Annotated in this window: 15 protein-coding genes; 9 read left to right on the forward strand and 6 right to left on the reverse strand. The window is 72.7% G+C overall.

Annotated elements, in window-relative coordinates; genetic code table 11:
• Positions 1-80: 80 nt before the first annotated feature.
• Entirely contained in the window at positions 81-482 is a 402-nt protein-coding gene (locus tag A4U64_RS07355; protein WP_029544655.1) for a group III truncated hemoglobin, read from the forward strand.
• Here the strand turns inward: A4U64_RS07355 and A4U64_RS07360 are convergent.
• From A4U64_RS07360 to A4U64_RS07380, 5 genes are all read right to left on the reverse strand, one after another.
• Positions 448-810: a cupin domain-containing protein gene (locus A4U64_RS07360; RefSeq protein ID WP_006939570.1), complete on the reverse strand. Its 363-nt coding sequence runs from the start codon at positions 808-810 to the stop codon at positions 448-450. The two genes, A4U64_RS07355 and A4U64_RS07360, sit on opposite strands and share 35 nt — an antisense overlap.
• 9 nt (positions 811-819) lie before the next feature.
• The gene (locus tag A4U64_RS07365) at positions 820-1,617 is read right to left on the reverse strand and encodes a class I SAM-dependent methyltransferase (RefSeq protein WP_065922392.1); all 798 of its coding nucleotides are present in this window, start codon (positions 1,615-1,617) and stop codon (positions 820-822) included.
• Positions 1,618-1,642: 25 nt separating this feature from the next.
• On the reverse strand, positions 1,643-2,299 hold the full coding sequence (locus tag A4U64_RS07370; protein ID WP_029544651.1) for a Maf family protein: 657 nt from the start codon (positions 2,297-2,299) through the stop codon (positions 1,643-1,645).
• 2 nt (positions 2,300-2,301) lie between these two features.
• The gene (locus tag A4U64_RS07375; RefSeq protein WP_065922393.1) at positions 2,302-2,610 is read right to left on the reverse strand and encodes an acyl-CoA carboxylase subunit epsilon; all 309 of its coding nucleotides are present in this window, start codon (positions 2,608-2,610) and stop codon (positions 2,302-2,304) included.
• A 152-nt stretch (positions 2,611-2,762) separates the two neighbouring features.
• The gene (locus A4U64_RS07380; protein ID WP_006939566.1) at positions 2,763-4,403 is read right to left on the reverse strand and encodes an acyl-CoA carboxylase subunit beta; all 1,641 of its coding nucleotides are present in this window, start codon (positions 4,401-4,403) and stop codon (positions 2,763-2,765) included.
• A 117-nt stretch (positions 4,404-4,520) separates the two neighbouring features.
• Between A4U64_RS07380 and A4U64_RS07385 the strand changes: the two genes are divergently transcribed.
• Genes A4U64_RS07385 through A4U64_RS07400 form a run of 4 tightly spaced genes read left to right on the forward strand, consistent with a single transcriptional unit; the run spans position 4,521 to position 8,015 of the window.
• Positions 4,521-5,387, forward strand: coding sequence for a biotin--[acetyl-CoA-carboxylase] ligase (locus tag A4U64_RS07385; RefSeq protein WP_065922394.1), 867 nt, complete (start codon positions 4,521-4,523; stop codon positions 5,385-5,387).
• 45 nt (positions 5,388-5,432) lie between these two features.
• Positions 5,433-5,978: a PH domain-containing protein gene (locus A4U64_RS07390; protein ID WP_006939564.1), complete on the forward strand. Its 546-nt coding sequence runs from the start codon at positions 5,433-5,435 to the stop codon at positions 5,976-5,978.
• A 38-nt stretch (positions 5,979-6,016) separates the two neighbouring features.
• Positions 6,017-6,700 carry a response regulator transcription factor gene (locus A4U64_RS07395; RefSeq protein ID WP_006939563.1) on the forward strand — a complete coding sequence of 228 codons (684 nt, stop codon included), beginning with the start codon at positions 6,017-6,019 and terminating at the stop codon, positions 6,698-6,700.
• A 10-nt stretch (positions 6,701-6,710) separates the two neighbouring features.
• On the forward strand, positions 6,711-8,015 hold the full coding sequence (locus A4U64_RS07400; protein WP_006939562.1) for a sensor histidine kinase: 1,305 nt from the start codon (positions 6,711-6,713) through the stop codon (positions 8,013-8,015).
• 172 nt (positions 8,016-8,187) lie between these two features.
• Here A4U64_RS07400 and A4U64_RS07405 read toward each other — a convergent pair whose 3' ends face one another.
• The gene (locus A4U64_RS07405) at positions 8,188-8,736 is read right to left on the reverse strand and encodes a GtrA family protein (protein WP_029544643.1); all 549 of its coding nucleotides are present in this window, start codon (positions 8,734-8,736) and stop codon (positions 8,188-8,190) included.
• Positions 8,737-8,964: 228 nt separating this feature from the next.
• Between A4U64_RS07405 and A4U64_RS07410 the strand changes: the two genes are divergently transcribed.
• The 4 genes from A4U64_RS07410 (at position 8,965) to A4U64_RS07425 (ending at position 12,591) form a co-directional block, all read left to right on the forward strand.
• On the forward strand, positions 8,965-10,167 hold the full coding sequence (locus A4U64_RS07410) for a 5-(carboxyamino)imidazole ribonucleotide synthase (protein ID WP_202917709.1): 1,203 nt from the start codon (positions 8,965-8,967) through the stop codon (positions 10,165-10,167).
• A gap of 22 nt (positions 10,168-10,189) precedes the next feature.
• Complete coding sequence (gene purE, locus A4U64_RS07415) at positions 10,190-10,663, forward strand: 5-(carboxyamino)imidazole ribonucleotide mutase (protein WP_044476118.1); 474 nt, start codon at positions 10,190-10,192, stop codon at positions 10,661-10,663.
• Between the two features lie 10 nt (positions 10,664-10,673).
• Positions 10,674-11,855 carry a sensor histidine kinase gene (locus A4U64_RS07420; RefSeq protein WP_065922395.1) on the forward strand — a complete coding sequence of 394 codons (1,182 nt, stop codon included), beginning with the start codon at positions 10,674-10,676 and terminating at the stop codon, positions 11,853-11,855.
• Positions 11,856-11,949: 94 nt separating this feature from the next.
• Positions 11,950-12,591, forward strand: coding sequence for a response regulator (locus tag A4U64_RS07425; protein ID WP_230304575.1), 642 nt, complete (start codon positions 11,950-11,952; stop codon positions 12,589-12,591).
• The last annotated feature ends 101 nt before the right edge of the window (positions 12,592-12,692 follow it).

Genomic DNA, 12,692 nt, shown 5'->3' on the forward strand with positions numbered 1-12,692 from the left:
GGCAGTGGTGACAGTTCGGTGATCGGCAATCCGGTGACGACGAGGTGCGCCGTCGATTCTAGGCGGTACCGTCGGGACACGTGCTGCGCTCCCCGTCCGCCCCGACCGACCTCGCGACGCGCGCCGACATCGATCGGCTGCTGCGCCGGTTCTACGACCGGGCGCTGACGGATCCGGACCTCGAGGCGGCGTTCGCGACGCTGGCCGTCGTGGGTCTCGACGAGCACCTGCCGGTCGTCGGGGACTTCTGGGAGCAGGTCCTGTTCGGCACCGGCCGTTATCGGGGCCGGCTGGTTCCGGTGCACACGGCCCTGCACCGGCAGCACGGTCTCGGCGCGGCGCGCTTCGACCGCTGGGTGCGGTTGTGGACGGACAGCGTGGACGCGCTGTTCGCCGGCGCGAACGCGGACCGGGCCAAGGCGAAGGCGGCCGCGATCGCGGCGGCGCTCAGCGCGCAGCTGGATCGAGCATCGTCAGCATGAGCCGGGACGGCTCGACGGCCCGCACCGCGTGCGGCAGGCGGGTGGTCATGTGCACCACCCCGCCGGGCTCGAGATCCACGGTGCGCCCGTCGGCGGTGACCTGCAGGTGGCCCGTGAGGGCCTGCAGCAGCACCGGGAACGCGGCCGTGTGCTCGCGCAGTTCCTGCCCGGCGTCGAACGCGAAGATCACCACGCGGGCGCCCTCGGCCACGAGGACGCGCTGTGGGCGCGGCCGGTCGGGGTAGGGCTCGACGGCGTCGCGGACGTCGGCGAGATACGACAGGGCGGGGGTCGCGGGTTCGGGCTGCGGCGCGGCGGCGGGGCTCACGACCGCAGGCTACCGCGGCTTCGTCGCGACGATCGCCACGGCCGCGATCGACCTGCGGTACGTCGTGAACGTCGCGCGCATGCCCAGCACCCGCGTGCGGGCGTCGCCGTCGCGCAGCACGTTGCGCACGAAGCGCAGGGTGCCGAGGACGCCCTCGTCGGCGACGAACCGGGCGGGCTGCAGCAGCGCCATCGGGGCGAGCCGCACGACGTCGACGCTCAGGCCCGCCTCGGTGAGCACGGTTCGCCACTCGGCGACGGTGAGCGGCCGGGCATTGACCTTGATGGACCGGGCCAGGCCCTGCCGGATCTCCGTCTTCACCGCATCGTCGAGCTCGTCGGGGACGAGGGCGAGTTCGTGGATCGCGTACCGGCCGCCCGGGCGCAGCGTCCGCACGGCCTCGGCGACGATGCGCGCCTTGGCCGCGTCGGTCTGCATGGTGAGCATGGCCTCCCCGACGACGACGTCGGCGCCGGCGTCGGGGAGGCCGGTGGCAGCGGCGTCCGCGACGACGCAGCGGCCGCGGTCGCCGATCGCGGCGCGGGTCAGCTCGGCCGCGGCCTCGTCGTGTTCGACGCCGGTGTACGACAGCGGCGCCAGGTCCAGGATCTCCCGCGCGGTGCGGCCGAGGCCGGGCGCGAGTTCGACGACGTCGCTGCCCTCGATGTCCGCATCGACGAGCAGGCGGGTGGTCATCCCCGCGCCTCCGGGGCGCAGCACGCGCTTGCCGAGCCGGGCGAGCAGCCAGTGGCCGGGCAGGTGTGCGGAGTCGCGCTCGGACATGGGCAGGGCACGGGAATCGCTCATGCCCCGATGGTAAGGCAAGGCAAGCCTAAACTGAAGGGCTTTCGGCCGTGTTCGCGGCCCACAGCCGCGCCACCGACACCCCCACGTCGGCCAGGAGCCGACGCACCAGCGGCAGGCCGATCCCGATCACCGAGGAGGGATCGCCCTCGATGCGCTCCACGAACCAGCCGCCGAGGCTGTCGAGCGTGAACGCCCCCGCCACCTGCAGCGGCTCGCCGCTGGCCAGGTACGCCTCGAGGTCGTCCGCGGTGGGGCGGCCGAAGTGGACGGTGGTGCTGCTGTGGTCGGCGGCCTGGGCGACGACCTCGCCGTCGCGCAGGCGCAGGACGCTGTGCCCGGTGAGCAGGTCGGCGCTGCGTCCCGCCATCGCCCGCCAGCGCTCGCGCGCTACCTCGACCGTCCCCGGTTTGCCCTGCAACTGCCCGTCGACGAGCAGCATCGAGTCGCAGCCCACGACGAGGGTGTCGTCGCCGAGGCTGTCCCGGACCAGGCCGGGCACCACGTCCGCCGCCTTCGCGCGGGCCAATTCGGTGACCACCACCGCGGGCGGTGCCCCGGGACCGAGTGCGGCGGCGAGCGCATCCTCGTCCACCGCGGACACCCGCACGATGGGCGCGACGCCGGCCGACCGCAGCACGGACAACCGGGCCGGGGACGCCGACGCGAGCACCAGCCTCGCCATGATCAGCCCAGGTTCGGGTACGAGTACGGCGAGAACGGCGCCGTCCGGCGGTGCATCCGGGTGGGGTCGCCCCACGTCTCGCGCGGGCGGTCGTCCCCTGCCGGGGCGGCGGACCCGGAGGCCGCGGCGAGCACCGCCACCAGCGCGGCGATCTCGACGTCCGAGGGCCGGCCCTTGACGATCCGGATCGCCGCGGCCGCCTCGGGAGCGGCGGTCTCGGCCGCCGGCGCCGCCGCCGGGGCCTCCTCGGCCGCCGCGACCTCGGTCACCTCGGTGTCGATGATGGTCTTCTCCTCAGCTACCGCAGTCACAACACACCTCCCGGGAGGCTACCGGAGCCGGTGGGCAGGACGCGGGAGCGGGATCGCTGCGCGTTCGAAGTCATGTCGTCCCTCTCGTGGGGTCGTGGCCCGGCCGGCTCGGAAGGACCGAGCCGGCCGGGATGGTCTCGGCCGTGCGGCCGTCAGAGGGGGATGTTCCCGTGCTTCTTCGGCGGAAGCGTGACCATCTTGCGCTCGAGCAGCCGCAGGGCCGCCACGATCTGCCCGCGGGTGTGCGACGGCGGGATGACCGCGTCGACGTAGCCCCGCTCGGCGGCGACGTACGGGTTCACCAGGGTGTCCTCGTACTCGTTCTGCAGCTCGAGGCGCAGCGCGTCGACGTCCTCGCCGTTCTTGGCCGCCTCGAGCAGGCGCTTGCGGTAGACGAAGCCGACGGCACCGGAGGCGCCCATGACGGCGATCTGCGCGGTCGGCCAGGCCAGGTTGACGTCCGCGCCCATGTGCTTCGAGCCCATCACGTCGTACGCGCCGCCGTAGGCCTTGCGGGTGATGACGGTGATCTTGCCGACAGTGGCCTCGCCGTACGCGTACAGCAGCTTGGCGCCGCGGCGGATGATGCCGTTGTACTCCTGCTCGGTGCCCGGCAGGAAGCCCGGCACGTCGACGAGCGTGACGATCGGGACGTTGAACGCGTCACAGGTGCGCACGAAGCGCGCGGCCTTCTCCGACGCGTCGATGTCCAGGCAGCCGGCGAACTGGGTCGGCTGGTTGGCGACGATGCCGACGGACCGGCCGTCGACGCGGCCGAAGCCGACGATGATGTTCTGGGCGCGCTCGGCCTGGACCTCGAGGAACTCGTCGTCGTCGAGCAGGCGACGGATCACCTCGTGCATGTCGTACGGCTGGTTCGCCGAGTCGGGAATCAGCGTGTCGAGCTCGATGTCCTCCTCGGTCAGCGACTCCTCGATCGACCCGAGGATCGGGTCGGTCGGCTCGGTGCGCGGCGCGGCGGCCTGGTTGTTGCTCGGCAGGTAGGACAGCAGGTCCTTGACGTAGTCCAGGGCGTCCTGCTCGCCGTCGGCGACGTAGTGCGCGACACCGGACTTGACCATGTGGGTGTGCGCGCCGCCGAGATCCTCCATGGTGACGTCCTCACCGGTGACGGTCTTGATGACGTCGGGACCGGTGACGAACATCTGGCTGGTCTGGTCGACCATCACCACGAAGTCGGTCAGGGCGGGGGAGTAGACGTGTCCACCGGCGGCCGGGCCCATGATCAGCGAGATCTGCGGGATCACCCCGGAGGCCTGCACGTTGCGGTGGAAGATCTCGCCGTAGAGGCCGAGCGAGACGACACCCTCCTGGATGCGCGCGCCCGCCCCCTCGTTGATGCCGATCAGCGGGCGGCCGGTCTTGAGCGCCAGGTCCATGACCTTGACGATCTTCTCGCCGTAGACCTCGCCGAGGCTGCCGCCGAAGACGGTCGCGTCCTGCGAGAACACGCACACGTCGCGGCCGTCGATGGTGCCGTAGCCGGTCACGACGCCGTCGCCGACCGGGCGGTTCTCGGCCAGGCCGAAGTTGGTGCTGCGGTGCCGGGCGAGCTGGTCGAGCTCGACGAACGAGCCCTCGTCGAGCAGCGCTTCGATGCGCTCGCGGGCGGTCAGCTTGCCCTTCGCGTGCACCTTCTCGACGGCGGCCTCACCGCTCGGGGCCTGAGCCTGAGCCTGGCGATTGCGCAGGTCCGCCAGCTTGCCGGCAGTCGTGTGGATATCGGGCGTACTCGCCGCCTCGGGCGCGGACGGCTCCTGGACAGTGGTCATGGCCCATGAGCTTAGCGAGCGTCAGTCAGCGATCGCGCACCGAGGCCCCGCTTGTGTTGAATCATTGAACTGAAGCTACCGGCGAGTACGTTTCGCTGCCCATCCTAGGCTGTGCGGATGCCCACCGAACCCGAACCGCAGCGCCCGCCCGTCGACCCCGCGCCCGTGCGGCGCGAGCTGGATGCCGCCCGGCTGCGCGCCGCGCTCGTGCGTGGCGCCGACCCCGACGCGTTCTACCGGCGCCTCGACGTCGTCACCGAGACCGCCTCGACCAACGCCGACCTGCTCGCGGCCGCCCGCGAACCCGGAGCCGACCGCCGCGTCCTGCTCGCCGAGTTCCAGCACGGCGGCCGGGGCCGGCACTCGCGTGGATGGACCGGTGTTCCCCGCGCCCAGGTGATCGTCTCGGTGCTGCTGCGCATGCCCGGCATCGACCTCGCCGACCTGGGCTGGCTGCCGCTGCTGGCCGGCATCGCCACCGTCGACGCGATCCGCTCGGTCACCGGAGTGGACGCCGAACTGAAGTGGCCCAACGACGTGCTCGTCGAGGGCCGCAAGGTGGCCGGCATCCTCGCCGAGGTCGCCGGCACCCACCCCGAGCCCGCCGTGGTGGTGGGCATCGGCCTCAACGTCTCGCTCACCGAGGACGAGCTGCCGGTTCCCACCGCGACGTCGCTCGCGCTCGCCGGGGCGACCGAACTCGATCGCACCGCACTCGCCGAGGCCCTGCTGCGCGAACTCGGCCGCCGGTGGGAGCAGTGGTACGTCGCGGGCTGGGACGTCGCCGGGCTGGCCGCTGCCTACCGCGACCGGTGCGGCACGCTCGGCCGCCGGGTGCGGGCGGTCCTGCCGGGCGACACGGAACTGCACGGCGTCGCGGTCGACATCGACGAGCAGGGCCGCATCGTCATCACCCCGGACGACGGTGGCGAGCCGATCGCGGTGTCGGCCGGGGACATCACCCACCTGCGCCCGGTGCCCTGACCCGGCACGGGCGCCCGGCGCCGCGGCTGTGCCATCGTGTCCGGCATGGGATACCCGGAGGACGCCCTCGCCCCCGAGGAACGGCTGCTGCTGCACCGGCACCCGCACTGGAAGATGCTCATCGTGCCGGCGGCGATCTTCCTGGTCGCCACCGCGCTCGCGGGATTCCTGCTCGGCCTGAGCCAGGCCCGGCTCGACGGCTCCACCGCGAGCACGCTGACGATCGTGCTCGCGGTGCTGTGGGCGGCGATCGTCGCTTGGCAGTGCCTGGCGCCGCTCGTGAGCTGGCTGTCGACCCACTTCATCGTCACCGACCGGCGGGTGCTCGTCCGGCAGGGCGTGCTCACCCACTCCGGCATCGACATCCCGATGGGCCGCATCAGCAACGTGCAGTTCCGGCACGGCCTGCTGGACCGGATCCTGCGCACCGGCACCCTCGTCATCGTCTCCGCGGCCGACGATCCGCTCGAGTTCGACGACATCCCCGACGTGCAGCGCGTGCATGCCCTGCTGTACCAGCAGGCGTTCCACGCCGACCCGGCGCGGGACCGGGAACCCCGACCCGACGGGCCGAGTCGCAAAGCCTGGTAACGCGCCGGACGGCCGGTGCCGATCCGTACGCTGGATCCGTGACCGCAGTCCTGCTCGCCGAAGACGACGAAGCCATCGCCGCGCCCCTGTCCCGGGCGCTGGGCCGGGAGGGATACGACGTCACCGTCGAACAGACCGGTCCCGCCGCGCTCGAACGGGCCCTGTCCGGTGACTACGAACTGCTCATCCTCGACCTCGGGCTGCCCGGCATCGACGGCCTCGAGGTGTGCCGGCAGATCCGGGCCCACCGCTCCGACCTCGCCGTCCTGATGCTCACCGCCCGTACCGACGAGGTCGACTTCGTCGTCGGCCTCGATGCCGGCGCCGACGACTACGTCGGCAAGCCCTTCCGGCTCGCCGAACTCATGGCCCGGGTCCGGGCGCTGCTGCGCCGCCGTGGCGGCGGCGAGCCCGAGGACATCGTCGAGGTCGCGGGGATCCGGCTCGAGCGGGCGGCCCGGCGCGTGCTCGTCGACGGCTCCGAGGTCACCCTCGCCAACAAGGAGTACGAACTGTTGCGGGTGCTGCTCGAGCACGCCGGCCAGGTGGTCTCGCGGGACGTGATCCTGCAGGAGGTGTGGGGCGACGCCGACCTGCGCGGGTCCAAGACTCTCGACATGCACATGTCCTGGCTGCGCCGCAAGATCGGTGACGAGGGCCCGGCCGGGGAGCGGCGCATCGCCACCGTCCGCGGCGTCGGCTTCCGCCTGAACACCGACTGACGGGACCGGAGTGCGCCGCCGAATCCTGTTCGCGGTCCTCGCGGGCTCGTTGCTCGTGGCCCTGCTGCTCGGAGTCCCGCTCGCCTACACCGCCTGGCTGTTCGTCGAGGACACCGCTCGCAGGGACCTGCAGGACCGGCTCGACCGCATGTCCGCGGAGATCATCGCCCAGGAGGGCGCCGACGGCCTGGTCGTCGGCGGCCTCGACACCAGTTCGCTGCGGCTCGTCGTTCCCGACGGCGGCCGCCTCCTCGTCGTCTACCCGACCCCCGAGGACGCCGCGGCCCGCCTCGACATCGGCGCCGCCGCAGTCCCGAACCCCCTGGTCGAGTCCCTGTCGATGGGAACGTCGGGATCCCTGCGGCTCGAGGCGCCGTCCGAGGACATGCGCCTGCTGCAGCGGCAGGTCCTGGTCGGGGTGACGCTGCTGGTGCTGCTGTCCATGGCCGTCGGCGCCGTCGTCGCCGTCGTCACCGCGCGGCGGCTGGCCGACCCTCTGCGCGACGTCGCGGCGCGGGCCCGCCGGCTGGCCGAGGGCGACTTCCGGCCCGATCCACGCCGGCACGGCATCCCGGAACTCGACCGCGTCTCGGACGTCCTCGACGCCGCGACCGTGGAGATCGCCGGGCGCCTGCAGCGGGAGCACGCCCTCGTCGGCGACGTCTCGCACCAGCTGCGGTCCCGGCTGACCGCGGTGCGGCTGCGCCTCGACGAGCTGTCCACCCACGCCGACCCGGCCGTCGTCGAGGAGGCGGAGGAGGCGATGCGCCAGGTGGACCGGCTCACCACCGCCATCGACGAGCTGGTCCGCGCGTCCCGTAACAGCGGCTCCGAGCTGCGCACCGAGGTGTCCGTCGTGGGGGAGCTGGCGGGGGTGATCGCGGACTGGCGCGGGCCCTACAAGGAGGCGGGCCGGGAACTGCTGCTGAGCGGGGATCCGTCGCTGCGCAGCCGCGTGACCGGATCCCGGCTGCGCGAGGCCGTCGCGGTGCTGGTCGACAACGCCCTCATGCACGGCGGTGGAACGTGCACGGTGTCCGTGCGGCGGGTGTCGACCCACGGCGGCGGATCGACCGTGTGCGTGGAGGTGACCGACGAGGGTGACGGCGTCAGCGACGAGCTGGCCCCGCACATCTTCGACCGCGGCTTCTCGGGTACCGGCTCGACCGGGGTGGGACTCGCGCTCGCCCGTGCCCTGACCGAGGCCGACGGCGGGCGCCTGGAACTGCAACGCCGGCGGCCCGCCCTGTTCGCCCTGTTCCTCGGCTCGACCCGCGACGAGTCCGCCCCCGCGGGGATCCGGGAACCACGCTGACCCGCGGCGGCGGGGACCGGATTCGGCTGACCCGCGGCGGCGGGGACCGGATTCGGCTGACCCGCGGCGGCGGGGACCGGATTCGGCTGACCCGCGGCGGCGGGGACCGGATTCGGCTGACCCGCGGCGGCGGGGACCGGATTCGGCTGACCCGCGGCGGCGGGGACCGGACTCAGGAGTGTCCCAGGCCTTCCTCGGCGAGTTCCTCGTGCTCGGGAACGTCGTCTTCGCCGGGGTTCATCTCCTCCGGGAACACGAAACGGCGGAAGCACCAGAACCGGAAGATCATCTGCAGCAGATTGCCGATGAGATAGGCGCTGACGAAGTCGGCGATGTTCTCCATGGTGAGGCTGACGTTCGGCACCCGCAGGTCGAACACGTAGCTCGAGATCCACAACGGGATGAAGCTGAGGACCACGCCGATGCCGCTGACGGCGAAGAACAGCAGCGCCTCGTGGTGCCGCTCCCGGCCGCCCCGGTTCTTGAACGACCACTCCCGGTTGAGGACGTACGAGCAGATCACGGCGATCACCCCGGCGATGACCTTGGCGGTCACCGGCTTCTCCTCGAGCACCGTGAGCTTGAGGGTGTAGAAGATGACCGAGTCGACGACGAAGGTGGTGCCGCCGACGATTGCGAACTTGATCAACTCGTGGTGCCGCAGCAACAGGCCCCGCAGAGGCTCGGGGACTCGGTTCACGGCAGCATCGACGAAAGACACCCGGACGAGTCTACGAAACCGGGATCCGAACACACGAACCCGCGGGCGGTTTATCAGCTTTACCACAGGAACGACGGGGTGTCGCGCGGGAGCGCGGCGCCGCGCCCGCCGCCCGCTGTGACACCATGGTGAGCCGTGACCGCTACACCCCCGGACTCGGCCGCCGCGACTCCCGCCTCCGCGGCCGGTGACGCCCCTTCGCACCCTCCCCGCACGCTGCCCACCGGTATGCCGGTCGTCGCGATGGTCGGCGGCGGCCAGCTCGCCCGGATGACCCACCAGGCCGCGATCGCGCTCGGCCAGACCCTGCGGGTGCTGGCCGCGAGCCCGGACGATCCGGCCGCGCGGGTCAGTCCCGACGTGGTGCTCGGCAGCCACACCGATCTCGACGCGTTGCGCAGTGCCGCGACCGGCGTCCACGCCTTGACCTTCGACCACGAGCACGTGCCCACCGAGCATCTCGAGGTGCTCCAGCGTGAGGGCGTCAGCGTGCAGCCGCCGCCGCAGGCCCTGATCTACGCGCAGGACAAGCTCGCGATGCGCCGGCGCCTCGCGGAGCTCGGTGCCCCGGTGCCGCCGTTCACCGAGCTCACCTCGGTCGACGACCTCACCGCGTTCGGCGACGAGCACGGGTGGCCCGTCGTGATCAAGTCGGCGCGCGGCGGCTACGACGGTCGCGGTGTGTGGATCACCGACGACGTGGACGAGGCGCAGCGGATCGTCGCCGAGCAGCTCGCGGCCGGGGTGCCGCTCATCGCCGAGGAGAAGGTCTCGTGGCGGCGGGAGCTGTCCGCGATGGTCGCGCGCTCGCCGTTCGGGCAGGGCGCGAGCTGGCCCGTGGTCGAGACCGTGCAGTTGAACGGGCAGTGCGCCGTCGTCATCGCGCCCGCCCCGAACCTGCGGGCCGACATCGAGGCCGGCGCCGAGCAGCTGGCCCTGCGCATCGCCGCCGAGCTCGGTGTGGTCGGAGTCATGGCGGTCGAACTGTTCGAGACCGAGACCGGCGAGCTGATCGTCAACGAGCTCGCGATGCGGCCGCACAACTCCGGGCACTGGGGCATGGACGGCGCCCGCACCGGGCAGTTCGAGCAGCACCTGCGCGCGGTGCTGGACTACCCGCTCGGCGACACGTCACCGATCGCCCCGGTGACGGTGATGGCGAACGTCCTCGGCGCCCCCGAGGCGCCCGCGATGAGCATGGACGAGCGGCTGCACCACCTGTTCGCCCGGATGCCCGACGTGCGTGTGCACCTCTACGGCAAGGGCGAGCGCAAGGACCGCAAGATCGGGCACGTCAACGTGCTCGGGGACGCGTCCGGGTCGATCGACGACCCGCAGTACGTGGCGGCGGTGCGCGAACGCGCGGAACGCGCGGCGCACTGGCTCTCGCACGGAGTGTGGACCGACGGATGGGATTCTCACGGTGACTGACGGAGCACAGGTCGGCCTGATCATGGGCAGCGACTCGGACTGGCCGACGATGGAGGCCGCCGCCGAGGCGCTCGTCGAGTTCGGCATCCGCTTCGAGGTGGGGGTCGTCTCGGCCCACCGCACCCCGCAGCGCATGCTCGACTACGCCCGCGACGCCGCCGGACGCGGCATCAAGGTGATCATCGCCGGCGCCGGTGGTGCCGCCCACCTTCCGGGCATGGTCGCCTCCGCGACCCCGCTCCCGGTGATCGGCGTGCCCGTCCCCCTGAAGTACCTCGACGGCATGGACTCGCTGCTGTCGATCGTGCAGATGCCTGCCGGGGTGCCTGTCGCGACCGTCTCCATCGGCGGCGCCCGCAACGCCGGCCTGCTCGCCGCCCGTATCCTCGGCGCGGCCGACCCCGCGCTGCGGGGCCGGATGGAGCAGTTCCAGGCGGGCCTCGAGCAGATGGTGCTCGAGAAGGACGACGCGTTGCGGCGGAAGCTGCTGGGCTGACGGCCGCGCCGTGCCCGCCCCCACTCGCCTCGAGCGGTGGTACCGGTGGAGCGGCACCCACACCGGCACCATCGACGCGGTCCTGGCCGCTCTGCTGACCGCCTTCGGGTTGCTCGTCGTCGCCACCTCCGAGCCCGGCTGGTGGGACGCGGTCCTCGTGCTCGTCCTGAGCGTGCCGCTGGCGTGGCGGCGCACCCGGGTGGTGCCGGCCACGGCCGTGGTCGCCGCCGCCGCGTTCGTGCACCTGGCGACCGTGCCGACGGTCAGCCCCGTCGCCCCGGTGGCCGTCCCGGCGGCGGTCTACGCCCTCGCCGCCTACGGCCCGCGGTGGGCGAGCACCCTCGGCCTCGCCGCGGCGGTCGCCGGCGGTGCCCTCGCGGGCATCCGCTACCTCGGGAACATCGAAGACCGCTCCGCCCTCGGCATGGCCGTGTCCGCGGTGTTCGTGGTCGTATTCCTCGCCGGGGCATGGGCGTTCGGGCGTATCCGGAATCTGCGCCTGGAGGAGATGGCGAACCTCAGCGAGCGCAACCGCCTTCTCGAACTCGAACGGGAGAAGGAGACCGAGCTCGCCGCGCTCGGCGAGCGCACCCGCATAGCCCGGGAGATGCACGACATCGTCGCGCATTCGCTGACCGTCGTGATCGCCCAGGCCGACGGTGGCCGGTACGCCGCCCCGCAGCACCCCGAGGAGGCCGTGTCCGCGCTGACGGCCATCGCCGACACCGGCCGGCGCGCGTTGAGCGACATGCGCTCGCTGCTGGCGGTGCTGCGCGAGGACGGACCCCGCGAGTTCCGCGTCGCACCCGGGCCGGACGACCTCGACGAGCTGATCGCCGATCTGCGGGGCGGCGGGCTCGACGTCGAGTTCACGGTCACCGGTCCGCGGCGCGACCTGCCCGCGGGCACGGGCCTGACCGTGTACCGCATCGTGCAGGAGGCGCTGACCAACGTGCTGCGGCACGCCGGCCCCCGCGCCCACGCCCGTGTCCGCCTCGCATGGCTGCCCGAACGCGTGGAGGTGGAGATCGTCGACAACGGTCGCGGCGCGGCGGCCCTCGTCGAGCCCCGCCCGGGCGGGCAGGGACTGATCGGCATGGCGGAACGCGCCCGGCTGCACGGCGGCGCCGTGTCCGCCGGTCCGGCGCCGGGCGGCGGCTACCGTGTCCATGCGCTGCTTCCGTACCACTGAGAGGAGAGAGACCGTGCCGGACTCGGGCCCGGAGCCGAGACCCGTCCGGGTCGGTCTCGTCGACGATCAGCACCTCGTGCGGGCCGGCTTCCGGATGGTGCTCGACTCGCAACCGGACCTGACGGTGGTCGCCGAGGCGGCGGACGGGCACGCCGCCCTCGACGCGCTCGCACGGGCCGAGACGGACGTGGTGCTGATGGACGTGCAGATGCCCGGCCTGGACGGGATCGAGACCACCCGCCGGCTGCTCACCCGCCCGCACGCGCCGAAGGTGGTGATGCTCACCACCTTCGACACCGAGGAGTACGTCGTCTCCGCGCTCGGCGCGGGCGCGAGCGGGTTCCTGCTCAAGGACGCGCCGCCGGAGGATCTGCTCGCCGCGGTCCGCACGGTGCACCGCGGCGACGCGGTGATCGCGCCCCGCGCCACCCGCCGTCTGCTGCGGCACGTCGGTCCGCTGCTCGGGGGCGACGGCGCGCCCGATCGTCGTCCGGCCGTGCGGGTTCCGCCGGAGTTGACCCCGCGTGAGCTCGAGGTGCTCGTCGCGATGGCGCACGGCCTCACCAACGCCGAACTCGCCGAACGCTTCGTGCTGTCGGAAGCCACCGTGAAAACGCATGTGGGGAGGGTGCTTTCGAAGACAGCGTCGCGGGACCGCGTGCAGGCGGTGCTGTTCGCGTTCCGTGCGGGACTGGTCCGGCCGGAGGATCTGCTCGGCGCGGCGGACGGACCGTGAACCTGCGGGCGCACGGCTGCGCGGCTCCGGCCGTCCGCCCGTCGTGGTCGCGGCCGGTCATACCACGGTAGGACCCGCGGCGGCCGGAAGATCCGCCCGCG

The sequence above is a fragment of the Rhodococcus sp. WB1 genome (genome assembly GCF_001700945.1).
Lineage (GTDB): Bacteria > Actinomycetota > Actinomycetes > Mycobacteriales > Mycobacteriaceae > Rhodococcus > Rhodococcus aetherivorans.

Coding starts and splice junctions, on each gene's coding strand:
- A4U64_RS07410 (WP_202917709.1), top strand. CDS start 8,965: ATGCCGGTCGTCGCGATGGTCGGCGGCGGCCAGCTCGCCCGGATGACC.
- A4U64_RS07370 (WP_029544651.1), bottom strand. CDS start 2,299: ATGGCGAGGCTGGTGCTCGCGTCGGCGTCCCCGGCCCGGTTGTCCGTG.
- A4U64_RS07380 (WP_006939566.1), bottom strand. CDS start 4,403: ATGACCACTGTCCAGGAGCCGTCCGCGCCCGAGGCGGCGAGTACGCCC.
- A4U64_RS07425 (WP_230304575.1), top strand. CDS start 11,950: ATGGTGCTCGACTCGCAACCGGACCTGACGGTGGTCGCCGAGGCGGCG.
- A4U64_RS07365 (WP_065922392.1), bottom strand. CDS start 1,617: ATGAGCGATTCCCGTGCCCTGCCCATGTCCGAGCGCGACTCCGCACAC.
- A4U64_RS07390 (WP_006939564.1), top strand. CDS start 5,433: ATGGGATACCCGGAGGACGCCCTCGCCCCCGAGGAACGGCTGCTGCTG.
- purE (WP_044476118.1), top strand. CDS start 10,190: ATGGGCAGCGACTCGGACTGGCCGACGATGGAGGCCGCCGCCGAGGCG.
- A4U64_RS07385 (WP_065922394.1), top strand. CDS start 4,521: ATGCCCACCGAACCCGAACCGCAGCGCCCGCCCGTCGACCCCGCGCCC.